Below are 24,272 nucleotides of genomic sequence, written 5' to 3' on the forward strand. Positions count from 1 at the left end.
TCCGTGGCATCCGAAATCACCGGCGCAATGTGACGCCGCATGACGGAAGTGCCGCTGCGAACGCGACTCAAGAGATCTTGCGCGACCTCGCGCCGCGGCGTGCGGCGAGCTCGTCCATCGGGTCGGCGGGCTGCGTGTCGAGTTCGACGAGCGTCGATTCGACCTCGCGGAGGACCTTTCCCACGGCGATGCCGAAGACGCCCTGGCCGCGGTTGACGAGGTCGATGACCTCATCGTCGGAGGTGCAGAGGTAGACGCTCGCACCGTCGCTCATGAGCGTCGTCTGGGCGAGGTCTTCGACGCCCGCCTCGCGAAGCTGGGTCACGGCGGTGCGGATCTGCTGGAGCGAGATGCCGGTGTCGAGCAGCCGCTTCACGAGCTTCAGCACGAGGATGTCCCGGAAGCCGTAGAGCCGTTGCGAACCCGAGCCGGCGGCGCCGCGAACCGTGGGTTCGACGAGCTGCGTGCGGGCCCAGTAGTCGAGCTGTCGATAGCTGATGCCGGCCGCGCGGGCGGCGATCGCCCCGCGGTACCCCGTGCCGTCGTCGTGCTCGGGCATGCCGTCGGTGAACAGCAGGCCGAGGTCGTAACGCGAGCGCACGGTCTCACTCATCGAATCGCCCCTCTTCTGCTCGTCACCCCGACGACGCGAGTCCCACGCTACCGAGCGAGGGGGCGTCCGCCAAACATATCGGGCCGATCGTCACGGCGTGTCGCGCAGGGTCGCCGCACCTTCTCAGGAAACGGTGCGCGGTGCAGGATGAAACGGGCGACCTCGTCGTGAACGGCGTGCGAACTCCTGAGATCGTCGGATGCCACGCGCCAGCGCCGCGGCGGTCGACGCGGGGGTCAGCGCGCGAGCCGGTCGAGAGTCGCACGGACGACGCTGGAGTGCACCGCGGCGAGGTGCCCGGCGAGTTCCCGCCCGCGCTCGGCCGCACGGGCCTTGTCGGCGGCGTCGGCGCGCCGCGACGGGGCGATCGCCCGTTCGACGAGTGCCGCTTCGCGCTCCGCAGCGGCACGGAGCCCTCGCAGATGCCGGGGTTCGATCCCGACGGCACGCAGCGCCGCGAGCGATCGCAGCACCTCGAGCGCCTCGTCGCCGTACTGCTCGGCGGCCGGAAGCAGCGACGCCGAGACGGCCTCATCGAGGAGCGCAGCGGTGGCGCCCGATTCGGCGACGAGTTCGCCGCGCGAATAGCGCTTCGACGCACCGAGGAACGCGCTCGCGCTCGTCGCCCCGGGCAGCGCCGGGGTCTCGCCCGCGTCGATCGACTCGAGATGGGTTCGGATGACCTTGAGCGGGAGGTAGTGATCGCGCTGCATCGAGAGCACCACGGTGATGCGCTCGACGTCGGCGGTCGAGAACTTGCGATACCCGGCCGCGGTTCGCGCGGGCGAGACGAGCCGCTGCTCTTCGAGGAACCGCAGCTTCGACGGCGTCAGCTCGGGGAACTCGGGCTGAAGTCTGGCGAGGACCTGACCGATGCCGAGCAGTGGTGCCTGGCCGCTCGCGCGCGAGGACGCAGCGGTGCTCGCCACTAGTCGCTCGCCACCGAGGCCAGGTCGCGGCGGGAAGCGTAGAAGGTGAGGCGGAACTTGCCGATCTGCACCTCGGCGCCGTCGGACAGCAGAGCCGTCTCGATGCGGACGCCGTCGAAGTAGGTGCCGTTCAGCGAGCTCAGGTCTTTGACCTCGAAGGCGGTGCGGTGGCGCACGAACTCGGCGTGCTTGCGCGAGACGGTGACGTCGTCGAGGAAGATGTCGGCGTCGGGGTGACGGCCGACGACGGTGACGTCGCTGTCGAGGAGGAACCGGGCACCGGTGTTCGGGCCGCGGCGCACGATGAGGAGCGCGGAGCCCGACGGGAGTGCGGCGATCGCCTCGTGCTCCTCGGCCGAGATGTCGGCATCGAGTGCGCTGAGCTGCGCGGCAGCCTCACGGCTGAAACCCATGGTCGCGTCGCCGACGCCGTCGACGACGGGTTGCGATGACGTGTGAGCCTCGTTCACCCCGTCGGCCTGAGTGTTGTCGGAATCAACCACGGCTACCTCCCTCTTCAAGCGTATCGGATCGCGCGTCCCCCGCCACCCGCGCCAGTCGAATCACCCGGGCGGTCTCGATCGCATAGATGATCCCGGCCCACCAGTAGAGGAACGCGCCCCAGAGGGTGATGGCCCAGCCGACCGGTTCGCTGACGACGGCGACGGCCGGGAACGCGAGCCCGAGCATGATCACGGGGAGCCCGAAGAACAGTGCGAACGTCGCGACCTTGCCGAGCTGGTGCACCGGGAGCGGGCCGAACCCGTGGTTCGCGAGCACGACGCCGAGCGCGAGCAGGAACACGTCGCGGGACACGATCACGACGACGATCCACCACGGCACGAGCTCCTGGGCCGCGAGGCCGACGAGTGCGGCGAAGATGTACAGCCGGTCGGCCGCGGGGTCGAGCAGCTGCCCGAGACGCGTGATCTGGCCCAGTCGGCGCGCGAGGTAGCCGTCGAGCAGATCGGTGAGGCTCGCGACCACGAGCACCACGAGGGCGAACACGTAGTCGCCCGCGACGATGAGCACGAGGAAGACCGGAACCAGCGCGAGCCGGAGCATGCTGAGGATGTTCGGGATCGTCCAGATCTCCGAACCGACGCCCCCCGCGCGATCCCCAGCCATCGCACCGATCCTATCCGGCGCGAGGCATGCCCCGGGGTCAGAGCCGCGCGGAGAGTCCGGGCCAGGATTCGCCGAATCGCGGGTGCAGCGGCATCCGCCCGACCTCGTCGACGGGCACCCAGCGCAGCTCGATGCTCTCGGGGTCGCTCACCACGGGGTCGAACCGCACCAGGGCGTCGGCGACCACCGTCGTGTACGACCAGTAGCCGAGGTCGAGCACGCTCGTGAAGCGCACGGACAGCGACTCGGCCGGAACGCCCGCCTCCTCACCGGCCTCCCGGACGGCGGCGTCGACGGCCGACTCGCCCTCGTGCCGGGCTCCGCCGGGAAGGCCCCAGGTGCCGCCGAAGTGGCTCCACTCGGCTCGGTGCTGCAGCAGGACCTCCGTCCGCGGGCTGAGGACGAGCAGCCCCGCCGCTCCGAATCGACCCCAGTACCGTTCGCCGCCAGGGCCCTCGACCCAGGCGTCACCGCTCGTTCCCGACATGAGTCCAGCATGACGTACGCGGGCGGTCGCGGGCGCCGCCGTAGGCTGGGGACATGGACGATCAGGCGCCGGTGCGCGTGGATGCGTGGCTGTGGGCGGTGCGCCGGTTCAAGACGCGATCCGCGGCGACAGCGGCATGCCGCGCCGGGCATGTGCGCGTCAACGGCGAACGGGTGAAGGCCGCGCAGCCGGTGCGCCCGGGCGACGAGGTGCGCGTTCGGGTCGCGGGGTTCGATCAGCATCTCGTGGTGCGTCGCACGATCGCGAAGCGGGTCTCCGCGACGCTCGCCGCCGAGGCGTTGGAGGATCGCACGCCGCCGCCGCTGCCCCGCGAGGAGGTCGCCGCGGTCGTCGTGCGCGACCGCGGGGCCGGGCGTCCGACCAAGCGCGAACGTCGCGACCTCGAACGGCTGCGCGGCCGGGACGACGACCTCCGGGCGTAGCCTGAGGGCGTGCAGAAGGAACTCGTCCACGAACCCGACGCCCGGCGCTACGTGCTGCGGATCGACGGCACCATCGCGAGCGTGCTCGACTACCGGGTGCTCGGCGACGCGGTCGCCTTCACCCGGACCTTCACGAACCCGAGCTATCGCGGGTCCGGACTGGCCGGCGAGGTGGTGCGGTTCGCCGTCGACGACGTGGAGGCGAACTCGCAGCACCGCATCGTGCCGAGCTGCTGGTACGTCGACGAGTGGTTCGACCGGCACCCAGAGCGGCGGGCGCTGCTCGACCCGCGGCTCGAGTGAGCCGCGGGTCGACGTCGAGCCGACGCCGGCTCAGTACCAGTTGACCGACTGCGAGTGCGACCAGGCGCCGCACGGCGAGCCGTAGGCGCGCTCGATGTAGTCGAGGCCCCAGGCGACCTGCGTGGCCGCGTTGGTCTGCCAGTCGGCACCGGCGCTCGCCATCTTGCTGCCGGGCAGCGACTGCGGGATGCCGGTGGCACCGCTCGATGCGTTGGAGGCGGTGTACGACCAGCCCGATTCCTTCTGCCAGAGGTTCACGAGGCACTGGAACTCGCCGGCGCCCCAGCCGTACTTCGAGGCGGCCATCTCACGGGCCACGGCCTTCGCGCCGTCGGGCGTGTTCGCCTGGGCGAGCGCCTCGGCGGCCTCCTGCGCCTTGACGGCCTGGACACGGTCGTACTCGGCCGCCGCGGCGGAGGCCTTCGAAGCCTCGGCGCGGGTCTGCTTCGAGAGGTCGACGATCTCGTCGAGGCCGAGCACCTGGTACTCGCCGAGCGAGGCGATCGAGGAGGCGAGGCCCGAGGTGTCGGTCTTGCCCTCGACGGCGGCGAGGGTCGCGTTCGCGGCGGAGATCGTGTCCTCCGCGTTGGCGCGGGTGCGCGCCTCGGCGATGGCGCTGTAGGCGCCGAGCTGCTCCGAGCGGACGCCGGTGCTCTCGGTGAGCGCGGTGGTCGCGTCGATGCTCGCCTGCGTGGCGACGGCCGACTGCACGGCGAAGCCGGTGCCGCCGACGAGGGCGACTCCGACGATGGCGCCGGCGACGAGGAGACGTCGCCGTGAGACGCGGCGACGGCGGTTCGCGCGCCGGGCGTGCTCGGGGAGTTCGATGGTGGGGGTTTCGGAGCTGGGGGAAGTCTGGTTTCGCATAAGAAGTCTGAGTCGCTCGGAAGATCTGGCTTTCGGTCAGGGGGCGGCCCCGAGCGCGGCACGAGGAGCCACTCTGCCTCGTGAATCTGAAGAGATCCTCAGTTCCACCTGTGGGGATCATGGGTGGGCTCCGGCGAGCGCGGACCCCTCCATCCCCCGCCGCGGCCGCAGGCGATACTGAATGGATGCCACAGACCGACCCTGCGACGTTCGTCTCCCCCGCCCCGGACGACCGGTGCCCGTGCCTCAGCGGCCTCGTGTTCGGCGAGTGCTGCGGGCGCCTGCTCACGGGCGAGGCGAACGCTCCGACGGCCGTGCAGCTCATGCGCTCCCGGTACACCGCGTTCGTCACGGGCGACGCGGGCTATCTGCTCGCCACGTGGCATCCGTCGACGAGGCCGGCCGAACTCGATCTCGATCCGTCGATCCGCTGGTTGCGGCTCGAGGTGGTGCGCTCCGAGCGGGGCGGGCCCCTCGACCGTGACGGCGTCGTCGAGTTCGTCGCGTTCTTCCGTCACGACGGCGAGCGCGGCGAACAGCACGAGGTGAGCCGTTTCGAGCGGTCCGGAGGCCGCTGGCAGTACGTCAACGCGGTCGAGTGAGCGGGATCTGGGCGAATACAGAGGATCACCGCCTACCGTGAGCTTGTGACTCCGCTCGACGGCACTCGTCCCACGAGGCATCCGAATTCGCCCTCAATGCTGACCGCCCGCGCCCAGCGCACGCTCGAGACCATCGACGGGCAGACGCTCGACGAGATGCGGGCGCTCCGCGATGAGACCGAGCGCTTCATGCTGCGCTACAAGTTCGGCATGGACGAGGTGATCACGAAGCTCTCCATCCTGCGGGAGGAGTTCAACCAGGCGCACGACTACAACCCGATCGAGCACATCTCGAGCCGGCTGAAGAGCCTCGACAGCGTCGTCGCGAAGATGGTGCGCAAGGGCATCGAGCCCGATTTCGCGTCGATCGCCGAGACGGTGACCGACATCGCGGGGGTGCGGGTGACGTGCAGCTTCGTCTCCGATGCGTACCGCATCTTCGAGCTGCTGACGGCGCAGCGCGACATCCGGGTGCTGAAGGTCAAGGACTACATCGCGAATCCGAAGCCGAACGGGTACCAGAGCCTGCACGTCATCGTCGAGGTGCCGGTGTTCCTGTCGACGGGGCCGCAGCCGGTGGCGGTCGAGGTGCAGATCCGCACGATCGCCATGGACTTCTGGGCGAGCCTCGAGCACAAGATCTACTACAAGTACGACCGCCAGGTGCCGCAGGAGCTGCTCGACGGCCTCACGGATGCCGCGCACACCGCGGCCGAGCTCGACGTGCGCATGGAGCGGTTGCACCGGGAGGTGCACGGGCCGGCACAGGTGCCCGAGGCGCCGCAGGCCCCAGAGGCGCCGCGACCGCTGCGCGACGGCGCCGAGCGCTCCCGGAACGTCGCGATCTGAGGCGTCGCGTTCCGAGCGGTCTCGCCCGTCAGCCGTCGCTCCCGAGCGGTCTCGCCCGTCAGCTGTCGCTCCCGAGCGGTCTCGCCCGTCAGCCGTCGGCGGGGTCGTCGACCTTCTTGGCGCGGCTGGGCTGCACCCGGGTCGGCTCCCCCGGCATCTTCGGGAAGTCGGGCGGGAACGGGAGTTCGCCGAGCCCGTCGGCGAGGTCTCGTGCCCACCATTCGAGCAGCGTGTCGATGCGGCCCGGCCGCTCGTGCATTCCGGCCCACGGGTCGCCCTGCTCGGCGAGACGTGCCGGGACGGTGCGGATCGTGTGCGCGGCGGGGTCGGCGTGTTCGAGCTCGCTCCACTCGAGCGGGCAGGAGACGGTCGCCGCGGGCAGCGGTCGCGGGCTGTAGGCGCCCGCCATGGTTCGGTCGCGGTTCGCCTGGTTGTAGTCGATGAAGATGCGGTCGCCGCGCTCCTCTTTCCACCAGTTCGTGGTGACCTCGTCGGGCCTGCGGCGTTCGAGCTCGCGGCCGAGCGCGATGACGGCGTGGCGGACGTCGAGGAACTCGTGTTCGGCCTCGATGGGCGCGAACACGTGGATGCCACGACTGCCCGAGGTCTTCACGTAGCCGGTGAGGCCCACCTCGTCGAGGAGGTCGCGGAGGGCGAGCGCGACGGGCACGGCTTCGGCGAATCCGGTGCCCGGCTGCGGGTCGAGGTCGATGCGGAGCTCGTCGGGGAGGTCGCTGCGTTCGGCGCGCGATGCCCACGGGTGGAAGACGATGGTGTTCATCTGCGCCGCCCAGACGGCGGCGGCGGGTTCGTCGAGCACGAGCTGCGGATGCTTCCGCCCGCTCGGGTAGGTGACGGTGACGGCCCGCACCCACTCGGGCGCGCCCTTCGGCGGGTTCTTGGAGAAGAACTGCTCGCCGTCGATGCCGCCGGGGAAGCGCTGCAGGGAGACCGGCCGATCGCCGTTGGCCTCGATGAACGGCTCGCCGACGGCGATGAGGTACTCGGCGAGCTCGCGTTTCGTGACGCCCGCCTCGGGCCAGATGACCCGCGTGGGGCTGGAGAGCCGCACGGCGCGCTCGCCGTGGGGCCCTGGAACAGTGAGCTCGATCGCATCGCCGGCCATGGCTGGCACGCTACTCCGTCGACGCTTCGGTGTCAGGCGGGCACGCGCTGGTATCTGACGGCGGCTCTCGCGCGGGCCTTCTCCGCCTCGACCTCGCGGTCCTTCGGCGGCGCGTTCGTGACGAGGTCGTCGAGCAGGTGCCGGGTGATGTGGGCGATCTCGGCGACGGCCCGGTCGAACGCCTCGGCGTTGGCCTTCGAGGGCTTCGTCGATCCGCTCACCTTGCGCACGAACTGCAGTGCGGCGGCGTGCACCTCGTCATCGCTCGCGGCGGGCTCGAAGTTGTGGAGGGTGTGGATGTTCCTGCACATGCCCCGAGCCTACGCCTCACCGCTGAGGCACGCTCAGCTTCGCTCGTCGCCGACCGGTTGCAGCACGAACAGGCGGACGACGCGCCCCGACTCGCGCTCGTAGCCGCGGTATCCGGGCCACTGCGCCTCGATCCTCGCCCACGCGGCATCACGCCCCTCGTCACCCACGAGGCTCGCACGCACCCGCAGCTCGCGACCGCGAACCGTGATCGCCGCGTCGGGATGCGCGAGCAGGTTGTAGGTCCATGCGGGGTGGCGGTCGCGGGCGAAGCTCGTCCCCGCGACGATCGCCCTCCCCTCGCCGTCGGGCGTGTACATGAGGGCGGTGTCGCGCGGCTCGCCCGAGCGCGCCCCCGTCGTGTGCAGCACGAGCGACGGCACCAGCAGGGCGCTCAGCTGCACCCGCCCTCCGCTCAGCGCGGCGACGACCCGCTCGATCGGCGGCAGCACCCGCGGCGCCGCCCAGCGGAACACGCGGGTTCGGGTGAGCGGCGAGACCACGGACCGGACGAGCTGGAGCACGGAGGGCATGCGCCCAATTCTGCAGGCGTGCCCGATCGAGGGGAAGCAGGGTCAGCCGCGGACGCGATGGGGCATCGGGCTCCGGCCCTGCGCCTCCAGCACTCGGTGATCGGCGACGATGAAGGAGCCCGCGATCAGGATGACCTGGCTCGAGAGGTTGAGCCAGATGAGCAGCGCCACGAGCCCCGCGAAGGACGCGAGCAGCGGATTCGCCATCGCACCCCCGACGAACAACCCGGAGAGCACCTGCAGCCCGGTGAGTCCGATGCCGCCGATCACCGCACCCAGCCAGAGCGAGCGGGCCCGCACGCGGATCCCCGAAAGCAGCCGGAACATCACGGCGATCGCGACGGTGTCGATCGCGAAGGCGAGCAGCACCGAGAGCGTGCGCGTCATCGCGTCGAACCAGAACGACCGGGTCGAGACACCCAGCCAGTCGAACACGGTGCCGAGCGCGGCCGTGCTCAGCACCATGATCATCGCGGAGACGACGAACGCCGCACCGAACGCGACCGCGAAGACGAAATCGCGGAACATCAGCCATCCGAAGAACCGCGGGTCGTCGGGCTGCTCGGCGATGTCGCGGAACGCGACCCGGAGCGAGCCCACCGCGCCGATCGCGGCGCCGACGAGACCGACGAGCGCGAGCAGGCCGACGATGCCGAGCGTCACGGGCTGGACGAGCTGCTCGGGGTCGATCACCCCGTCGTCGCCGAAGAGCCCGGGAATCACGGCATCGACGGCGTCGACGAGCGCTTGGATGGCGTCGGGCCTGCCTGCGAGCCAGACGCCCGCGACGGCGAACCCGAGGAAGACCCCGGCGAACACCGAGAACAGCGCCCGATAGGTCACGCTGTCGGCGAGCATCGGGCCGTGGAGGGCGAAATAGCGGACGAGCGCCTGCACCGGCACGAGGCCGAGCGCCCAGCGTTGCAGAAGCCGCCACCGCAGCACCCAGCGGCCGACGACGCCGTGCGACGCTCTCTCCCCCGGTCGTGCGCCCATTGTGTCAGGCTAGCGAGTACCGCGGAACAGCGGCCACCCCCGTGTTGTTGGAGTGAGTGGGCCGCAGACGCGGCCCGAGAGACCAGGAGTGACCATGAGCGTACGTACCGAGACCGCCATTCTCGCCGGCGGCTGTTTCTGGGGAGTCGAGGACCTGATCCGCAAGCGCCCAGGCGTGCTCGACACGCGGGTCGGCTACACCGGCGGCGACGTGCCGAACGCGACCTACCGCAACCACGGCACGCACGCCGAGGCGATCGAGATCGTGTTCGACCCCGAGACGATCAGCTACCGCGACCTGCTCGAGTTCTTCTTCCAGATCCACGATCCCTCGACGAAGAACCGTCAGGGCAATGACCTCGGCACGAGCTATCGTTCGGCGATCTTCCCGACGAATGAGGAGCAGGCCCGCATCGCGCGCGACACGATCGCCGACGTCGACGCGTCGGGCCTCTGGCCCGGGCCCGCGACGACCGAGGTGACCCCCGCCGGCCCCTTCTGGGAGGCCGAGCCCGAGCACCAGGACTACCTCGAGCGCTACCCGAACGGGTACACCTGCCACTTCGTGCGCCCCGGGTGGAAGTTGCCGAAGCGCAACGAGTCCGTGGCGTAGCGAGCCGGAGACGCCGAAGGGCCGCGGCAGACGATTCGTCTGCCGCGGCCCTTCGCGCGTCTCACGGGATCGCGAGCCGGTCAGTACCAGCCGCGCGACTGCGAGGAGTCCCAGGCGCCGCAGGGGGTGCCGTAACGGCCGGCGATGTAGCCGAGGCCCCACTCGATCTGCGTGGCGGGGTTCGTGGCCCAGTCGGAACCGACCGAACCCATCTTCGAACCGGGCAGTGCCTGCGGAATGCCGTAGGCGCCGCTCGAGCGGTTCTCGGCGTACACGTTCCAGCCCGATTCCTTGTTCCAGAGCGCCACGAGGCATCCGAACTGGTCGTCGCCCATGCCGCGCGCTGCGAGCATGTCGCGCGCGATCGCCTGCGCGCCGCTCGGGTTCGCGGGGCCGCTCGGGCGGCTGCCGCCCGACGAGCCGGAACCGCTCGAACCGCTCGAGGCGGCCTTCTCGGCTGCGGCGGCCTCGGCGGCGGCGCGAGCGGCCGCCTCGGCGGCCGCCTGCTGCTCGGCGGCGATGCGGTCGGCCTCGGCGATCGCGTGCTGCACCGCACCGGTGTGCGCGACGGTCTGCTCGGCGAGCGCGAACACGCGTTCGGGCGCGAGCAGTCGGTAGTCCTCGAGCGCGGCGACCGACGAGGCGAGCGCGGTGGCGTCGGTCTTGCCGGCCGCGGCGGTGATGGTGTCGTTCGCACCGCTCAGCGTGTCTTCGGCGGCCTTGACGGCACGCGCCTCGAGGACGTTCGCGTGCGATCCGAGCTGCTCGACCCGCAGGTTCGTCGCTGCGCTGAGCGCGGCGGTCTCGGCGATGCTGTCGTGCTGCGCGGCCACGGCCGACTGCACGGCGAAGCCGGAGCCGACGAGGGCGCCGACGGCGACGACGGCTCCTGCGGCGACGATCGGGCCCTTGCGCCAGCTGCGGCGTGCACGACGCGCGCGACGAGTGGGGGCGGATGCTTCAGGGGTGTTCGTGTGGGAAGACTGGTTCTGCATGAAATTCACCTGGGCGCCGACTCGCGCGAGCGCGAGCGGGCTTATGTTCGACGTTCCTCGGACGCGGGGGCGCCCGGGCGAAGTTGCCAGTCTGCACAGAGCTTCTGGACGGAACCTCACTTCTTCCTGTGAAAGTCATCAGAAACCGAATTCGACGCGGTATCCAGTGGGATGCTCCGCGGCGAGCGCGGCACGCGAGGCGAAACCGGCCCGACAACGACGAGAAGGGGCGGAATCCCGCGGGAGTCCGCCCCTCTCGGGTCGCCTGGAGAGCACTACCGGATGCCGCGCTCCCACTGCACCGAGTCGCCGCGCGCCGAGTAGATCAATTTGCCGAAGGTGAGGCTGACACTCTCGCTGCCACCGGGAGCGGAGTGCGCATCGGCACTGATGAAGAGGTCGCGCAGCTCGTACACCGAGCGCTTCGCCGCCGTGCAGTCGGCGTCGCCGCAGAGCGTGACCTTCGCGACCGGCACCTGCCGAGCCTGGAGGAGCGCTTCGAGCATCGGGACCGACGCCCGGTCGGTCGACTTCGTCATCACCGCGTCGCTCACGGTCGGAACGCCCGCAGCACCTCCGCCGCCGGGCGAGGGCGAGACCGGCAACGCGGCTCCGAACTGGAACGAGGTGAGTTCGATCTGCCCCTCGAAGCCCTCGCGCACCGCGTCGCCGGGCATCGTCGCGATGTCGAGGTAGCCCGCGACTGCGGGTGCACCGCCGCCCGAGCCGCCCTCACCCGGTTCGCCCTGCTCGCCTCGGGGCCCTTCAGGACCTTCGGGCCCCTCCGGACCTTCGGGGCCCTGCGGCCCCTCCGGCCCCTGTGGGCCGGCGACCGCCCACGTCACGAGCCGCTCGCCGTTCGCGCACGTGGTCGACGGGTCGACCATGCGCATCTTCCCCTTCGCGTCGACGCAGGCGGCGAGCGTCTGCGTCCCGGTCTCGGCGGCGCTCGCGAGCTGGGCCCCGACGAAGACGAGTCCCGAGAGCGCCAGCGCTCCCGCGATCGTCCCGGCGAGCATCCGCTTCCTTCGTCCGTCCATGACATCCCCCTCCGCCCGCGGCCTCGGGTGCCGGCCCGAGTGCGAACCGGGGCGCAGGCCGAGCGTCCACCCGCACGCGGGCGGCGACATCCGAGCCAACACTGAGGCACGGACCGCGCGAGCGCGTCAGTCGCCTGAGGGCACGTCGTCGGGCACGTCGAGGCGGCGCGCTCCGGTGCCGTCGTCGCCGAGCGCGTCGTCGGGGTTGAGGAGCCCGCAGGCCTTCATCGAGAGGCATCCGCAGCCGATGCAGCCGGTGAGTTCTCGCTCGAGGCGCTCGATGCCGAGCCGTCGTTCCTCGAGCCGCCGCTTCCACCTGCGCGAGGCGCGCTGCCAGTCCTCGTGGCTCGGCGTGCGGTCGAGCGGGACGTGCTCGAACGCCTGCTGCACATCGCCGAGCGGAATGCCGAGGCGCTTCGCGACGACGACGAGCGAGACCCGGCGCAACATGTGCCGCGGGTAGCGGCGTTGGTTGCCGCCCGTACGCTGGGAGGCGATGAGGCCGAGCTCCTCGTAGAAGCGCAGCGCCGAGGGTGCAACGCCGGTGCGACGGCTCATCTCGCCGACGGTGAGGAGCTCGTCGGGGGCGTGCTTCGGCTGCTCGGTCATGGCGCGACTCCCCTCGATTGGACTTCAAGGCTACTTGAGGTTTTAGGCTTGACGCATGCGCTGCTTCCCCGGAGTGATCCTGTGACCTACGTGATCGCCCTCCCCTGCGTCGACGTCAAGGACAAGGCGTGCATCGACGAGTGCCCCGTCGACTGCATCTACGAGGGTGAGCGTTCGCTCTACATCCACCCCGACGAGTGCGTCGACTGCGGTGCATGCGAGCCGGTCTGCCCCGTCGAGGCGATCTACTACGAGGACGACCTGCCCGACGAGTGGGCCGACTACTACAAGGCCAACGTCGAGTTCTTCGAGATCACCCCCACCGGCGCGGCCGCGGGCGCACCGCCACTCGGCTCCCCCGGCGGCGCCGCGAAGACGGGCGTGCTCGCCTACGACCACCCGATCGTCGCCGCGCTGGCGCCGCAGGGCGGCCACGAGTGAACCCCGCGCGCCACACCGCACTCACCGAACCCGTCGACCCCGTCGTCGCCGCGCGCGGCGACGACTTCAAGGCCGCGTTCCGGGTGCACCCCGCCGGAGTGGCGCTCGTCTCCGCGGCGAGCGCGACCGGCCCCGTCGGCCTCACGGCCTCGAGCCTCGCCTCGGTCGCGGCCGACCCGCCGGTGCTCTCGTTCTCGGTGACCCGTGCGACGGGCTCGGCAGGCGCGCTGCTCGGCGCCGAGACGTTCGTCGTGCAGTTGCTCGCCGACCACCAGGTCGACGTCGCCCGCGCGTTCGCACGCTCGGGGGCACCGCGCTTCACGCCGGAGCAGGGCTGGACCAGGCTGCCCACGGGCGAACCGCTGCTCGCGGAGGCCCGTGCCGCGTTTCGCTGCCGGGCCCTCCAGCTCGTGCCCGTCGGCAGCTCGACGCTCGTCGTCGCCGAGGTGCTCGAGGTTCTCCCAGGCCCCGCTGCTCCGCCGCTCGTGTATCACGACCGCCGGTTCCTCAGCCTCGACCCCGAGGCATCCGGACTCTGAAGTGCCGGCCGTGCGCAGCCGCGCGCGGTCACCCGTGAGAAGGAGACATGCAATGTCGACGTACACCCTGCCCGATCTGCCCTACGACTACGCGGCGCTCGCCCCGCACATCTCGGCGACGATCATGGAGCTGCACCACTCGAAGCACCACCAGGCCTACGTGACGGGTGCGAACACCGCGCTCGAGCAGCTCGCCGAGGCCCGGGCGACCGGCAGCCTCGCGAACGTCAACAAGCTCGAGAAGGACCTCGCGTTCAACCTCGGCGGCCACATCAACCACTCCGTGTTCTGGGAGAACATGTCGCCCGACGGCGGCGGCGCTCCCGAGGGCGAGCTCGCCGCGGCGCTCGAGGACGCGTTCGGCTCGATCGACGCGTTCCGCGCGCACTTCGGGGCGACTGCGCTCGGCGTCCAGGGTTCGGGCTGGTCGGTGCTCGCGTGGGACTCGATCGGCGCGCGCCCCGTCGTGTTCCAGCTGTTCGACCAGCAGGGCAACGCGCCGCTCGGCGTCACTCCCCTGCTGCAGCTCGACGTGTGGGAGCACGCCTACTACCTCGACTACAAGAACGTGCGCGCCGACTACGTGAAGGCGTTCTGGGAGGTCGTGAACTGGGCGGACGTCGCCGCCCGCTTCGACCGCGCCCGCACGGCGACGAGCGGCCTCATCGTGCCGGGTATCGTCTGAGTATGACCTCTGAGCGTGCGAAGAGACGTCGGCGTCCGCGTCGGCGTCTCTCGCACGCCCTGCTCGCGGTGCAGTTGCGCAGATGGGGACTCGTCGGCATCATCGCGCTCGTCGCGATCGGCGCGATCATCGCCGCGCTGCAGCGCTGAGCCGCGCCGGGCCCGGTGCGCCGCTCGGCGGGCGCTCACCACGGGGCGCTCGCGCTAGCGTGGAGCCATGGCCCGCCCTGTGGAGCACCGCACGCCGTGATCACCCTCGCCGACTACCGCGAACGCCTCGAGGCGCAGCTCCCGCTGCTGCCCGTCGAACGCCTGCCGCTCGGCGAGGCGCTGGGTGCCGTGCTCGCCGAGACGGTGTCGACGCGCTGGCCCATCCCGCTCTTCGACAACTCCGCGATGGACGGCTACGCCGTGCAGGCCGCCTCCGCCCGGGCCGGCGCACGGCTCCGCGTGGTCGCCGACGTCGCGGCCGGTTCAGCGGACGACCCGCCGATCGGCCCCGGCGAGGCGGTGCGCATCATGACGGGCGCGCCCATGCCGAGCGGCGCCGACGCGGTCGTGCCGCTCGAGCACACGGCCGAGGGGCTCGGCGGCGCGGCGGCCGGAAGCGCCCCGCCCCCGACGGTCGAGGTCACGGTCGCGCCCGCCGTGGGTGCGAACGTGCGTCGCGCCGGCGAGGATGCCGCGGCCGGCGAGCCTGCGGTCGCCGCAGGTGTCGAGCTCGGGCCGTGGCAGCTCTCGGCGATCGCATCGGCCGGGCGAGACCAGGTCGTCGTTCGGCGGATGCCACGGGTCGCCGTCATCTCGACCGGATCCGAACTCGTGGCCCCCGGCGCGACGCCCGCACGCGGGCAGATCCCCGAGTCGAACTCCGTGCTGCTCGAGGCGGCGTTGCGAGCCGCGGGCGCCCGGGTGACGCACGCGGTCGTGGTGCCCGACGACGGCGACGCCCTGCGACTCGAGCTCGGGCGGATGCTTGACCGTGAGTCCGAATCGGGCCCGACCCTCGGCGAGGTGCTCGTCGAGCAGGATGCCGAACGGCTCGGCGTCGACGCCGTCGTGCTCTCGGGCGGCGCGGCGGTCGGCGCGTTCGACCCGGTGCGGGCCGTGTTCGGCACGAGCGACGCGGTGCGGTTCGACGCGGTCGCCATGCAGCCGGGGCGGCACGAGGGATTCGGCGTCGTCGGCGGGGTGCCCGTGTTCTGCCTGCCCGGGAACCCGGTCGCCGTGGCGGTGTCGTTCGAGGTGATCGTCCGCCCGGCGCTGCGGGTGATGGCCGGGCACGCCTCGCCCGATCGACCGACGTTGCGCGTGCCGGCGGCCGCGGCATGGTCGTCGCCGCTCGGGCGGACCCAGTTCGTCGCAGTCGAGTTCCGCGACGGCGGCGTCGCGCCGGTCGCGGGCCGCGCCGGCGGCTCCCATCGCGTGCGCTCGCTCGCCGACGCCGCGGGGCTCGCGGTCGTCGCCCCCGAGGTCACCCGCGTCGAGGCGGGCGACCTCGTCGAGGTGCTGCCGTGCGGGTGAACGACGCGGCCTCGGCGCCCGCACCCGCCGCGATCGTGCTCGCCGGGGGTCGCGCCGCTCGGCTCGACGGTGCCGACAAGGCCGCCGTCGTCGTCGACGGGCGCCCGCTGGTCGACCATGTGCTCGCCGCCGTCGCGGACAGCGCGCCGATCGTCGTCGTGGGCCCACCGACGCTCGCGCGCCCGGGCATCGAGCTCGTGCGCGAGGACCCGCCATTCGGCGGCCCCGTCGCGGCGATCTCGGCCGCACTCGGCGTGCTCGAGGCATCCGCCGTCGAGACCTGGCTGCTCGCCTGCGATCTGCCGCACGCCGATCGCATCGTCGCCGCCCTCGGCGACGCGCCGCTGCCGGCCGGCGCCGACGCGCTCGTGCTCGTCGACGACGCGGGGCGCGCCCAATGGCTCGCCGGGCGCTACCGCCTCGCCGCGCTGCGCGACGCGGTCGCCGCGCTCCCGGCCGTCGACGGGGCGTCGATGCGCGCCCTCCTGGCACCGCTGCGCATCGCGACCCTGCCCGACCGCGACGACGCCGCCCTCGATCTCGACACCTGGCCCGACATCGAGCAGTATCGGAGCACGAGCCGCCCGGCCGTGCCCCCACGAGAGGATCACCCATGACCGACACCCCCGCAGAGCTCGACGGCTGGGTCGACGAGCTGGCCGACGCCCTCGGGCTCGGCCTCGCCGCAGGCGAAGTGCCCACCGGTCTGCTGCTCGACCTCACCCGCGAGGCCGCGCACGGCATCACCCGCCCCGCGGGCCCGCTGACGACCTACCTCATCGGCCTCGCGGTCGCCCGGGGCGTGAGCCCGGCCGACGCGGCCGAGATCACCCGTGCCGCGCTCGCGGCGCGCACCGTCTGACGCGTCGAGCGCCGCACCGAGCCGCGATGCGCGCACTCGCTCGAACGCGAGCGCGAGCGCGGCACCGCTCGGACGCTCAGGCGTCGGCCGCGGCGAGCTGCCCGCAGGCGCCGTCGATCTCCTTGCCGCGGGTGTCGCGGATCGTCGTCGGGATGCCGGCCGCCTCGAGACGCCGCACGAACTCCTGCTGCACGTCCTTCTCGGAGGCCGTCCAGATCGAGCCGGGCGTCGGGTTCAGCGGGATCGGGTTCACGTGCACCCAGCCGTGGCCGCGCTCGTTGAGCTTCTCTGCGAGCAGGTCGGCGCGCCAGCCGTGGTCGTTCATGTCTTTGATGAGCGCGTACTCGATCGACACGCGACGCCCGGTCTTGTCGAAGTAGGCGCGCGCGGCGTCGAGGGCCTCGTCGACCTTCCACCGCGAGTTCACGGGGATGAGCTCGTCGCGCAGCTGGTCGTCGGGCGCGTGCAGGCTGAGCGCGAAGGTGACCGGCAGGTCCTCGTCGGCGAGCTTCTTGATCGCGGGCACGAGGCCGACGGTCGACACGGTGATGCCGCGAGCCGACATGCCGAGGCCGTCGGGTGCGGGGGCGAGCATGGTGCGCACGGCCGACATGAGTCGTGCGTAGTTCGCGAGCGGCTCCCCCATGCCCATGAACACGATGTTCGAGACGCGGTCGGGCGTGTGGTCGCCCTTCTTGCGCCCGCCGAGCTCGCCACGCCCGAGGGCCGCGTTCGCCATGACGACCTGCTCGACGATCTCGGCGGCCGACATGTTGCGGGTGAGGCCGGCCTGCCCGGTCGCGCAGAACGGGCAGTTCATGCCGCACCCGGCCTGGCTCGACACGCACAGCGTGACGCGGCCGGGGTAGCGCATGAGCACCGACTCGACGAGGGCGCCGTCGTGCAGCTTCCACAGGAACTTGATGGTGTCGCCGTTGTCCGTCGCGAAGCGGCGCACCTCGGTGAGGAGCGGCGGCAGCACCGCGGCGACGAGTTCGTCGCGCGAGGAGGCCGGCAGGTCGCTCATCTCGGCGGCGTCGTTCGTGTGGTGCACGAAGTAGTGCGTCGCGAGCTGTGCCGCACGGTACCCGGGGAACCCGAGTTCGGCGACGTGCGCCTTGCGGTCGGCGGGCGCGATGTCGGCGAGATGCACGGGCGGCTTGCCGCGCTTGGGCGACGCGAACTGCAGCATCGGGCGGCCGTCGGGCCCCTTCTTCTGCTCCCACCCCTCGGTCGCGGGGCGAACCTGGCGGGGTTTCGTACGGCGCACCGCGTCGGCGGTGGTCTGTTCGGTCGAGTTCGTCACCTTGCAAGGGTACGCGGCCAAACCGTGCGAATGCCGGATGCCGCTTCCGCGTCGATCGGTTCGCCCGGTGCCACACTGGAGACATGGCCGATGTCATCGCCGTCCACGGCGACCTGACCGAGCAACGCGTCGACGCGATCGTCAACGCCGCGAACAACGCCATGCGCGGCGGTGGCGGCGTCGACGGCGCGATCCACCGTGCGGGCGGCCCGGTGATCCTGCGCGACTGCGTCGCCCGTTTCCCGTACGGCCTCGCGACCGGGGACGCCGGATGGACGACGGCCGGCGACCTGCCCGCCGCCTGGGTCATCCACACCGTCGGACCGAACTTCACCGCCGGCGAGCGCGACCGCTCACTCCTCATCTCCTGCTACCGACGGGCGCTCGCCGTCGCCGACGAGCTCGCCGTGCGCACGATCGCGTTCCCGCTCGTGAGCGCCGGCGTGTACGGGTGGCCCCTCGACGACGCGATCGCCGTGGCGATCGACACCCTCATGGATGCCGACACGCGCGTGGTCCAGGCGTCGATCGTCGCGCGCGATGCCGCGATCTTCGACGAGGTGGCGACGGCGATCGCCGCACGGACGGGCGGCGATCAGCCCTGAGGGACGGGGTCGGGCAGCGGGCCGGGGCCGTGCGCAGGAGAGTCGCCCCACCCCTCGGGGTCGCAGTGCATGACCGCGAGGCCATGCCCGTCGATCGAGTAGGTGTACTCGAACGAATAGTCGAGCGTCACGGCGCCTGAGCGGAGCCGCGCATCGAACACGTGCGACATCGTGCCCGCCGGGCAACTCCCGACGTACGATCCGAGCGCGGTGACGACGATCGGCCCGCCGCAACCGCCCGGTCCCACGACGATGCAGCCCCCGCCGCCGGGGGTCGGGGTCGCCCCCGCCCCTCCGGTGGTCGCGCCTCCGCCGGAAGTTTCCTCTGCCTCGTCCGCGGCACGGACACGCGCGGCTTCGACCGCTGCCGCATGACTCGCGGTCACGGCCTCGACGGCCGCTCGCATCGTCGCGAACTCGCCTCCCGATGCAGCCACCCCGACCGATCGAATCGCGCCGCTCGCATCCCATGCGGCCTGGATCACCCCGGCATCCGCCGAGCTCCCCGCGGCGATTCGCGCTTCGGCGTCGACGAGCACGCGCTCGATCAGTGCCGGTGCGGTGCCGTCGATGCGCGCAACAGCGTCGCGGAGCGTCTCGGCGTCGCCCCCCTCGAGTGCGACGTCGAGTGCGGCGAGCTCGTCGGCGATCTCGGCGAGGATCACCGGATCGGAGAACCCGGCGAGATCGCGCTCCGCCGCGCGCAACGGCGATGCGGCCGCGAACCCGAAACGGCGCATGCCCGCGACGGCGCCGATCTCCACGGATTCGTACTCAGGGCCGATCACCTCGACCGTCTCGGCAGAGGCCCCGTCGGCGGGCACGAGCAGCGTCACACCACCCCAGACGGCCGCCGCGAGCAGCACCAGCACGGCGCCCGCCCCGAGCAATCGGGCGAGCTGCAGCCGGTCGGTGCGGGCGCGGTCGTTCGGGGGCGGGGCAGACGCCATCGGAGCTCCGTCGGAGTGAGGGTTCGGGTCACGATCGCTCGTGGTGCGCCGATCATACTCGCCGCGGACTCGACCGCACCAGTGGGCGCTCGGCCGGGTCCGCCTCGGTTCAGCCGAGCAGGGCGCCCATCCGCTTCGCGATGAGCTTCGTCGCGAACTTCGGGTTGATCCGCGAGATGCGGTCCATCGCGGCGGCGTCGGCGCCGATGGTGGCGCGGAACCTCCCCTTGGCGAGCGCGTCGACGATGACCCGGCCCGCGACGGCGGGTTCGGTCATCTTGTACGACGACGACTCGGCGGCCTCCGCCTTCGAGGCGCCGCCGGCGAGGGTGACCCCCGAGTTCGCGGCGATGTCGGTGCCGATCGCGCCGGGGAACACGACGGTGACCTGCACGTTCGTGTCGAGCAGCTCGGCGTAGAGCGCTTCGGTGAGGAGCGTCACGGCGGCCTTCGACGCACCGTAGACGGCCTGGCCGGGCACGGGTGCGTAGGCGCCCATGCTGGCGACGTTGAGGATCGCCGCTTCGGGGCGGGCGAGGAGCACGGGCAGGAACGCCTTGCACATGTTCATAACGCCGCCGAAGTTGACGCTCATGACCTTGTCGATCTCGGAGAACGGCAGCTCGGCGACCTTGACGAACTGCTGGATGACGCCGGCGATGTTGAGGACTCCGTCGACCCTGCCGTGCGCGGACTCGACGGCGGCGGGCAGTGCGGCGACCGCGTCGCGGTCGGTGATGTTCACGGCGTGGGCGGTGAAGCGGTCGCCGGCTGCGGCGAGCGCGGCGGTTTCTGCGAGGCCGGATGCGTCGAGGTCGACGCCGGCGACCGAGGCGCCGTCGGCGAGCAGGCGAAGGACGACCTCGCGACCGATGCCGTTGCCTGCGCCGGTGACGACGAAGACGTTGCCGTCGATGTTCATGGGTGGGGCTCCTCTGGGGCGGCCGTCGTGCGGCCGAGTTCGCGGGCGACGGAACCGGGGGTGCCGTCGGGCGATGCTATCGCGGCCCGAGTCCCGGGACCCGCGTCGACGGCGCCGCTCGGCTTCCGGCCCGTCCTGCGGGGGCGAGGGCGTGGCATCCGACCGTCGACCGAACCTCGCGAAGTACCCTCGGAGCATGTCGCACACCCGTGGCCGGACGGATACCGAGCGAGTGCTCGCAGGGCTGCAGGCGCAACTCGACCGGGTGTCGACATTCACCGACACGATCGACCCGGCCGCCTCGATCGAGACGTACCGGCGGGTGCTGCGGCTGCTCGAGCCGCAGCAGGGACGCCTTCGGGCGGCCGCGGGGCTCCCCGAGCGACCGCCGCGGTTCGCGAGCCTGCGAGCCCGTCTCGCTGCGCGCCGCTACGCGAACCTGCCGGTGCCCTCCGACCGGGTGTTCAGCTACTGGGACAACCCGCTCGACGACGCGCCGCCGCTCGTGCGGGCCTGCCTCGCGCAGCTGCGCAGCGTGTACCCGAGCCTGCGAGTGCTCGACGGGCGGTCGGTGCGCGAACTCGTCCCCATCCCCGACCGCGTCGCGACCCTCCTCGAACACGATCGCCCGGCGCACTTCTCCGACTATGTGCGCACCCGCGTCCTCGAGGAGCACGGCGGCATCTGGGTCGACGCGACCGCGTGGGTGCACCGCTCCCTCGACGACGAGCTGCAGCGCAGGCTCCTGCGGGCGGGCACGATCTTCCCGAGGTGGACGAGGCGTTCGATCGCGAACTGGTTCATCGCCTCGCAGCCGCACTCGCCGATCCTCGCCCTGCAACGGCTCGCGCTCGACGCCTGGTGGGAGACGAACGACGACCTGCCCGACTACTTCCTCTACCACCGCATCTTCGAGGTGCTGCAGGCGTTCGTGCCCGAAGCGCGCGGTCAGTGGAATGCCGCACCCGCCCTGTCGTCGGCGAGCGCGCATCTGCTGCAGCTCGAGATGATGCAGCCGTGGCGGCCCGAGCGGCTTCGCGGCATGCTCGCGACCGCGCCCCTGCAGAAGCTGAGCTACAAGTACGACGCGGTCCCGAGCGGGGCGGTGCTCGAGCACCTGCTGAACGGGGACTTGGCGGCGCTGTCGGCAAGTTCGCGAGCATAGACTTCGGTCTATGAGTTCAGCCCGACTGCTCTCGGCGACCGTGTCCGATCCGACGCGCGCCCGCATGCTGCAGCTGATCCTCGCCGAGCCCGACGGGCGCGCCACGGTGACCCGCCTGGCCGAGGAGCTCGGGCTCCGTCAGCCGACGATCACGCACCACGCGAAGGTGCTGAGCGAGGCGGGCGTGCTCGATCGACGCCCCGAGGGGCGCCGGGTCTGGTACTCGGTGGCGCCGGCCATGCTCGACCGGGTGGCCGAGCTCGTCGGCTCCGCGCCCGGCGAACTCGGCGAGCGCGGCGACGCACCCGACGACGAGGTCTTCGCGCGCATCACCGACGACCTCGCGCTGCGTTTCGCCGGCACCTTCAACCGCGAGACCGTCGAGCGCTTCGTCGAGGAGAGCCGGCAGTTGCTCGCGCGGTCGGGCGGCAGCACGCGACTGGGCTCGCGCACCGCGGAGTTCGCCGCACAGCGCCTCGCCGCGGTCGCGGCCCGCGACGCGCAGGACGGCGTTCCCGAGGTGCTGTTCGTCTGCGTGCAGAACGCCGGCCGATCGCAGATGGCCGCCGCACTGCTGCGGCGGCTCGCGGGCGACCGGGTGCGGGTGCGCACCGCGGGTTCGGCCCCGGCGGCGGCGGTGTCGCCGGTGATCGCCGCCGCGCTCGAGGAACTCGGCGTGCCGCTCGGCGGCGAGTTCCCGAAGCCGCTCACCGATGAGGTGGTGCGTGCGGCCGACGTCGTGGTCACGATGGGCTGCGGCGACGCCTGCCCCGTCTACCCGGGCACGCGGTACCTCGATTGGGAGCTCGACGACCCCGTCGGGCGCTCGCGCGACGAGGTGCGCGCGATCCGCGACGACATCGACGGTCGCGTCCGAGAGCTCCTCGGGTCGTTGACGCGGCCGGATGCCACGGGGCGACCTGCTCGGTGAATCTCCGCTGAACGCGGCACCGCGAAGCCGCCGAGTCGCGCCAACGCATAGATATTGATCTATGGTTAACGCAGTCATCCCGAGAGAGGTCCCTGATGCCCGAGAAGCCCACCGTCCTGTTCGTCTGCGTCCACAACGCCGGTCGCTCGCAGATGGCCGCCGGCTTCCTGCGCGAGCTCGGCGGCGACCGCGTCGAGGTGCTCTCCGCAGGATCGGAGCCGAAGGATCGGATCAACCCGGTCGCCGTCGAGGCGATGGCCGAGCAGGGCATCGACATCGCGAATCAGGCACCGAAGGTGCTCACCACCGAGGCGGTGCGCGAGTCCGACGTCGTCATCACGATGGGCTGCGGCGACGCCTGCCCGATCTTCCCCGGCAAGCGATACGAGGACTGGCAGCTCGACGACCCCGCCGGCCAGGACATCGACGCGGTCCGCCCGATCCGCGACGAGATCCGCGGGCGCGTCGAGGCGCTCCTCGCGGAGCTGCTGCCGGCGTCGACCGGAGCCTGAGCCGCCGCCCGCACTCAACGAGCCGCCCGCGCTCAGCAGCAGCTCCACGAACCGCCGAGGTCGGTCGAGCACACTCCCGTCGCGGGGAGCACGAGATCGACCTTCGCGGCGGACACGACGTCGCCGGCGAGCCAGGCCGTAACCGAGCGCACCTGCTCGTAGCCGGTCGCGAGGAGGAAGGTCGGGGCGCGCCCGTACGACTTCATGCCGACGATGAAGAACCCGTGCTCGGGGTGGGTGAGTTCGGCGAACCCGTGCGGCTCGACGGTGCCGCACGAGTGCACGTTCGGGTCGATGAGCGGGGCGAGCCGCTTCGGCGCCTCGACGATCTCGTCGAGCTCGAGCCGGATCTCGCGCAGCGGGTCGAGGTCGGGGCGGAACCCGGTGGCGTTGACGACGAGGTCGGTGGCGTGGGTCGCGAGTTCGCCGCGCCGCTGCCCGAGGAGCTCGACGGCGTCGCCGTCGGCCGCGCGACGCGCCCGCAGGATCTCGAATCCGTCGACGAGCTCGACGTCGCCGCGCCGCACGGCCGCGTCGACGCGCCCGCCGAGCACGGCGCGCCCGGCCAGTTCGTCATCGGCCGACGATGAGACGCGCACGGCCTGCGCGTTGCGGATGAGCCACGTGACCCGGGTGCCGGGCACCTCGCGTGCGAGTTGCACGAGCCCGAGCAGCGTGTTCGCCGCCGAGTGCCCCGCGCCGACGACCGTGGTGTGCCGGCCGGCGAACGTCTCGCGGTCGCGGCCGAGCACGTCGGGCAGCGCAGGCTGCACCCGGTCGGCGATCACGTCGAGGCCGAGAAGCCCGAGGCCGCTCGAGCCGAGCGAGTTCGGGGTGCGATAGGTGCCCGAGGCGTCGATCACCGCGCGGGCGGTGAGCTCTTCGACGCCGTCTGCGGTGCGCAGCCGCACGAGGAACGGCGTGGCCGAGCGGTGGTTCGTGCGAGTGCGGTCCATGCCCTCGCGGCTCACCGCGAGCACCTCCGCGCCGGTGCGGATTCGAGAGGCGATGGCGTCGAGTCGGGCGAGCGGCGCGAGGTAGGCGTCGACGAGCTCGCTGCCCGCCGGAGCACGCTCGGGATCGGGGACCTGCCAGCCCTCAGCCTCGAGCAGCCGCCGCGACGCGGGGTCGACGAGGTGCTTCCACGGGGAGAAGAGCCGCGTGTGACCCCACGCCCGTACACTGTCGGCCACGTCGTCGCCTGCTTCGAGCACGACGAAGTCGATGCCGCGCTCGACGAGATTCGCGGCCGCGGCGAGCCCGATGGGGCCGGCGCCGACGATCACCACGGGCAGCGTCGACAGACGATCGTTCGTCACGGGCCGGGTGGTCAGATCGAGCAGCGTCACTGCGTCCTCCTGCGAGTCGATGAATATCGATGAACGTCGA

Annotated in this window: 33 protein-coding genes; 16 read left to right on the forward strand and 17 right to left on the reverse strand. The window is 71.8% G+C overall.

Annotated elements, in window-relative coordinates; all coding sequences use genetic code 11:
- Nucleotides 1-67 precede the first annotated feature (67 nt).
- The 5 genes from ACFVTX_RS16600 to ACFVTX_RS16620 form a co-directional block, all read right to left on the reverse strand.
- Nucleotides 68-613, reverse strand: a complete 546-nt coding sequence (locus ACFVTX_RS16600; RefSeq protein ID WP_386902047.1) for a MerR family transcriptional regulator — start codon at nt 611-613, stop codon at nt 68-70.
- Between the two features lie 236 nt (nt 614-849).
- A complete protein-coding gene (locus ACFVTX_RS16605) occupies nt 850-1,542 on the reverse strand; it encodes a MerR family transcriptional regulator (protein WP_386902049.1) in 693 nt (230 codons plus the stop codon).
- Nucleotides 1,542-1,955, reverse strand: coding sequence for an FHA domain-containing protein (locus tag ACFVTX_RS16610; RefSeq protein WP_386902167.1), 414 nt, complete (start codon nt 1,953-1,955; stop codon nt 1,542-1,544). The genes ACFVTX_RS16605 and ACFVTX_RS16610 overlap by 1 nt, the downstream gene beginning before the upstream one ends.
- 82 nt (nt 1,956-2,037) lie before the next feature.
- Nucleotides 2,038-2,670, reverse strand: a complete 633-nt coding sequence (locus ACFVTX_RS16615; RefSeq protein ID WP_386902051.1) for a CDP-alcohol phosphatidyltransferase family protein — start codon at nt 2,668-2,670, stop codon at nt 2,038-2,040.
- A 37-nt stretch (nt 2,671-2,707) separates the two neighbouring features.
- Nucleotides 2,708-3,157, reverse strand: coding sequence for an NUDIX domain-containing protein (locus ACFVTX_RS16620; protein WP_386902053.1), 450 nt, complete (start codon nt 3,155-3,157; stop codon nt 2,708-2,710).
- A gap of 53 nt (nt 3,158-3,210) precedes the next feature.
- Between ACFVTX_RS16620 and ACFVTX_RS16625 the strand changes: the two genes are divergently transcribed.
- Nucleotides 3,211-3,600, forward strand: a complete 390-nt coding sequence (locus tag ACFVTX_RS16625; RefSeq protein ID WP_386902055.1) for an RNA-binding S4 domain-containing protein — start codon at nt 3,211-3,213, stop codon at nt 3,598-3,600.
- Between the two features lie 9 nt (nt 3,601-3,609).
- Entirely contained in the window at nt 3,610-3,903 is a 294-nt protein-coding gene (locus tag ACFVTX_RS16630) for a GNAT family N-acetyltransferase (RefSeq protein WP_386902057.1), read from the forward strand.
- 30 nt (nt 3,904-3,933) lie between these two features.
- Here the strand turns inward: ACFVTX_RS16630 and ACFVTX_RS16635 are convergent, their stop codons facing one another.
- Nucleotides 3,934-4,770, reverse strand: a complete 837-nt coding sequence (locus ACFVTX_RS16635) for a hypothetical protein (RefSeq protein ID WP_386902058.1) — start codon at nt 4,768-4,770, stop codon at nt 3,934-3,936.
- 185 nt (nt 4,771-4,955) lie between these two features.
- On the opposite strand from ACFVTX_RS16635, the gene ACFVTX_RS16640 reads away from it, so the two are divergent.
- Together ACFVTX_RS16640 and ACFVTX_RS16645 are read left to right on the forward strand one after the other, a co-directional pair.
- On the forward strand, nt 4,956-5,372 hold the full coding sequence (locus ACFVTX_RS16640) for a YchJ family protein (protein WP_386902060.1): 417 nt from the start codon (nt 4,956-4,958) through the stop codon (nt 5,370-5,372).
- A 96-nt stretch (nt 5,373-5,468) separates the two neighbouring features.
- A complete protein-coding gene (locus ACFVTX_RS16645) occupies nt 5,469-6,221 on the forward strand; it encodes a GTP pyrophosphokinase family protein (protein ID WP_386902062.1) in 753 nt (250 codons plus the stop codon).
- Nucleotides 6,222-6,309: 88 nt separating this feature from the next.
- Here ACFVTX_RS16645 and ligD read toward each other — a convergent pair whose 3' ends face one another.
- From ligD to ACFVTX_RS16665, 4 genes are read right to left on the reverse strand one after another with little or no spacing between them, the layout of a single operon-like run.
- Complete coding sequence (gene ligD / locus ACFVTX_RS16650) at nt 6,310-7,347, reverse strand: non-homologous end-joining DNA ligase (protein ID WP_386902064.1); 1,038 nt, start codon at nt 7,345-7,347, stop codon at nt 6,310-6,312.
- 32 nt (nt 7,348-7,379) lie between these two features.
- A complete protein-coding gene (locus ACFVTX_RS16655) occupies nt 7,380-7,658 on the reverse strand; it encodes a DUF2277 domain-containing protein (protein WP_386902066.1) in 279 nt (92 codons plus the stop codon).
- 33 nt (nt 7,659-7,691) lie between these two features.
- A complete protein-coding gene (locus tag ACFVTX_RS16660) occupies nt 7,692-8,189 on the reverse strand; it encodes a nitroreductase family deazaflavin-dependent oxidoreductase (protein ID WP_386902068.1) in 498 nt (165 codons plus the stop codon).
- Between the two features lie 42 nt (nt 8,190-8,231).
- Complete coding sequence (locus ACFVTX_RS16665; RefSeq protein ID WP_386902070.1) at nt 8,232-9,185, reverse strand: YihY/virulence factor BrkB family protein; 954 nt, start codon at nt 9,183-9,185, stop codon at nt 8,232-8,234.
- Nucleotides 9,186-9,279: 94 nt separating this feature from the next.
- On the opposite strand from ACFVTX_RS16665, the gene msrA reads away from it, so the two are divergent.
- Nucleotides 9,280-9,798 carry a peptide-methionine (S)-S-oxide reductase MsrA gene (msrA, locus tag ACFVTX_RS16670; protein WP_386902072.1) on the forward strand — a complete coding sequence of 173 codons (519 nt, stop codon included), beginning with the start codon at nt 9,280-9,282 and terminating at the stop codon, nt 9,796-9,798.
- 80 nt (nt 9,799-9,878) lie between these two features.
- On the opposite strand, the gene ACFVTX_RS16675 is transcribed toward msrA, so the two are convergent.
- The 3 genes from ACFVTX_RS16675 to soxR all read right to left on the reverse strand — a co-directional run bounded on the left by ACFVTX_RS16675 (nt 9,879) and on the right by soxR (nt 12,442).
- On the reverse strand, nt 9,879-10,793 hold the full coding sequence (locus ACFVTX_RS16675) for a lytic transglycosylase domain-containing protein (RefSeq protein WP_386902074.1): 915 nt from the start codon (nt 10,791-10,793) through the stop codon (nt 9,879-9,881).
- A 275-nt stretch (nt 10,794-11,068) separates the two neighbouring features.
- Complete coding sequence (locus ACFVTX_RS16680) at nt 11,069-11,833, reverse strand: type VI secretion system tube protein Hcp (protein ID WP_386902076.1); 765 nt, start codon at nt 11,831-11,833, stop codon at nt 11,069-11,071.
- Nucleotides 11,834-11,959: 126 nt separating this feature from the next.
- Nucleotides 11,960-12,442, reverse strand: coding sequence for a redox-sensitive transcriptional activator SoxR (gene soxR, locus ACFVTX_RS16685; RefSeq protein WP_386902078.1), 483 nt, complete (start codon nt 12,440-12,442; stop codon nt 11,960-11,962).
- Nucleotides 12,443-12,523: 81 nt separating this feature from the next.
- Between soxR and fdxA the strand changes: the two genes are divergently transcribed.
- From fdxA to ACFVTX_RS16720, 7 genes are all read left to right on the forward strand, one after another.
- Nucleotides 12,524-12,883, forward strand: coding sequence for a ferredoxin (fdxA, locus tag ACFVTX_RS16690; protein WP_386902080.1), 360 nt, complete (start codon nt 12,524-12,526; stop codon nt 12,881-12,883).
- Nucleotides 12,880-13,422, forward strand: a complete 543-nt coding sequence (locus ACFVTX_RS16695; RefSeq protein ID WP_386902082.1) for a flavin reductase family protein — start codon at nt 12,880-12,882, stop codon at nt 13,420-13,422. Before fdxA ends, ACFVTX_RS16695 begins: the two co-directional genes overlap by 4 nt.
- Nucleotides 13,423-13,474: 52 nt before the next feature.
- Nucleotides 13,475-14,107, forward strand: coding sequence for a superoxide dismutase (locus ACFVTX_RS16700; RefSeq protein WP_386902084.1), 633 nt, complete (start codon nt 13,475-13,477; stop codon nt 14,105-14,107).
- Nucleotides 14,108-14,109: 2 nt separating this feature from the next.
- A complete protein-coding gene (locus tag ACFVTX_RS16705; RefSeq protein WP_386902086.1) occupies nt 14,110-14,256 on the forward strand; it encodes a hypothetical protein in 147 nt (48 codons plus the stop codon).
- 96 nt (nt 14,257-14,352) lie between these two features.
- The gene (locus tag ACFVTX_RS16710) at nt 14,353-15,630 is read left to right on the forward strand and encodes a molybdopterin molybdotransferase MoeA (RefSeq protein WP_386902088.1); all 1,278 of its coding nucleotides are present in this window, start codon (nt 14,353-14,355) and stop codon (nt 15,628-15,630) included.
- Nucleotides 15,621-16,247: a molybdenum cofactor guanylyltransferase gene (locus ACFVTX_RS16715; RefSeq protein WP_386902090.1), complete on the forward strand. Its 627-nt coding sequence runs from the start codon at nt 15,621-15,623 to the stop codon at nt 16,245-16,247. Before ACFVTX_RS16710 ends, ACFVTX_RS16715 begins: the two co-directional genes overlap by 10 nt.
- Entirely contained in the window at nt 16,244-16,492 is a 249-nt protein-coding gene (locus tag ACFVTX_RS16720; RefSeq protein WP_386902092.1) for a DUF6457 domain-containing protein, read from the forward strand. The genes ACFVTX_RS16715 and ACFVTX_RS16720 overlap by 4 nt, the downstream gene beginning before the upstream one ends.
- 76 nt (nt 16,493-16,568) lie before the next feature.
- Here the strand turns inward: ACFVTX_RS16720 and rlmN are convergent, their stop codons facing one another.
- Nucleotides 16,569-17,798, reverse strand: coding sequence for a 23S rRNA (adenine(2503)-C(2))-methyltransferase RlmN (rlmN, locus tag ACFVTX_RS16725; RefSeq protein WP_386902094.1), 1,230 nt, complete (start codon nt 17,796-17,798; stop codon nt 16,569-16,571).
- Nucleotides 17,799-17,881: 83 nt separating this feature from the next.
- On the opposite strand from rlmN, the gene ACFVTX_RS16730 reads away from it, so the two are divergent.
- Entirely contained in the window at nt 17,882-18,403 is a 522-nt protein-coding gene (locus ACFVTX_RS16730; RefSeq protein ID WP_386902096.1) for a macro domain-containing protein, read from the forward strand.
- Here the strand turns inward: ACFVTX_RS16730 and ACFVTX_RS16735 are convergent.
- Together ACFVTX_RS16735 and ACFVTX_RS16740 are read right to left on the reverse strand one after the other, a co-directional pair.
- Nucleotides 18,394-19,353, reverse strand: coding sequence for a hypothetical protein (locus tag ACFVTX_RS16735; RefSeq protein ID WP_386902098.1), 960 nt, complete (start codon nt 19,351-19,353; stop codon nt 18,394-18,396). The two genes, ACFVTX_RS16730 and ACFVTX_RS16735, sit on opposite strands and share 10 nt — an antisense overlap.
- 109 nt (nt 19,354-19,462) lie before the next feature.
- On the reverse strand, nt 19,463-20,275 hold the full coding sequence (locus ACFVTX_RS16740; RefSeq protein WP_386902100.1) for an SDR family NAD(P)-dependent oxidoreductase: 813 nt from the start codon (nt 20,273-20,275) through the stop codon (nt 19,463-19,465).
- A 196-nt stretch (nt 20,276-20,471) separates the two neighbouring features.
- Here ACFVTX_RS16740 and ACFVTX_RS16745 point away from each other — a divergent pair, with 196 nt between their 5' ends.
- The 3 genes from ACFVTX_RS16745 (at nt 20,472) to ACFVTX_RS16755 (ending at nt 22,883) form a co-directional block, all read left to right on the forward strand.
- The gene (locus tag ACFVTX_RS16745; RefSeq protein WP_386902102.1) at nt 20,472-21,440 is read left to right on the forward strand and encodes a capsular polysaccharide synthesis protein; all 969 of its coding nucleotides are present in this window, start codon (nt 20,472-20,474) and stop codon (nt 21,438-21,440) included.
- A 10-nt stretch (nt 21,441-21,450) separates the two neighbouring features.
- A complete protein-coding gene (locus ACFVTX_RS16750) occupies nt 21,451-22,371 on the forward strand; it encodes a metalloregulator ArsR/SmtB family transcription factor (RefSeq protein WP_386902104.1) in 921 nt (306 codons plus the stop codon).
- A gap of 95 nt (nt 22,372-22,466) precedes the next feature.
- A complete protein-coding gene (locus ACFVTX_RS16755; protein ID WP_386902106.1) occupies nt 22,467-22,883 on the forward strand; it encodes an arsenate reductase ArsC in 417 nt (138 codons plus the stop codon).
- Nucleotides 22,884-22,915: 32 nt separating this feature from the next.
- Here the strand turns inward: ACFVTX_RS16755 and ACFVTX_RS16760 are convergent, their stop codons facing one another.
- Nucleotides 22,916-24,232: an FAD-dependent oxidoreductase gene (locus ACFVTX_RS16760; RefSeq protein WP_386902108.1), complete on the reverse strand. Its 1,317-nt coding sequence runs from the start codon at nt 24,230-24,232 to the stop codon at nt 22,916-22,918.
- Nucleotides 24,233-24,272 lie beyond the last annotated feature (40 nt).

The sequence above is a fragment of the Agromyces sp. NPDC058136 genome, from assembly GCF_042884375.1.
In the GTDB taxonomy this organism is placed as follows: domain Bacteria; phylum Actinomycetota; class Actinomycetes; order Actinomycetales; family Microbacteriaceae; genus Agromyces.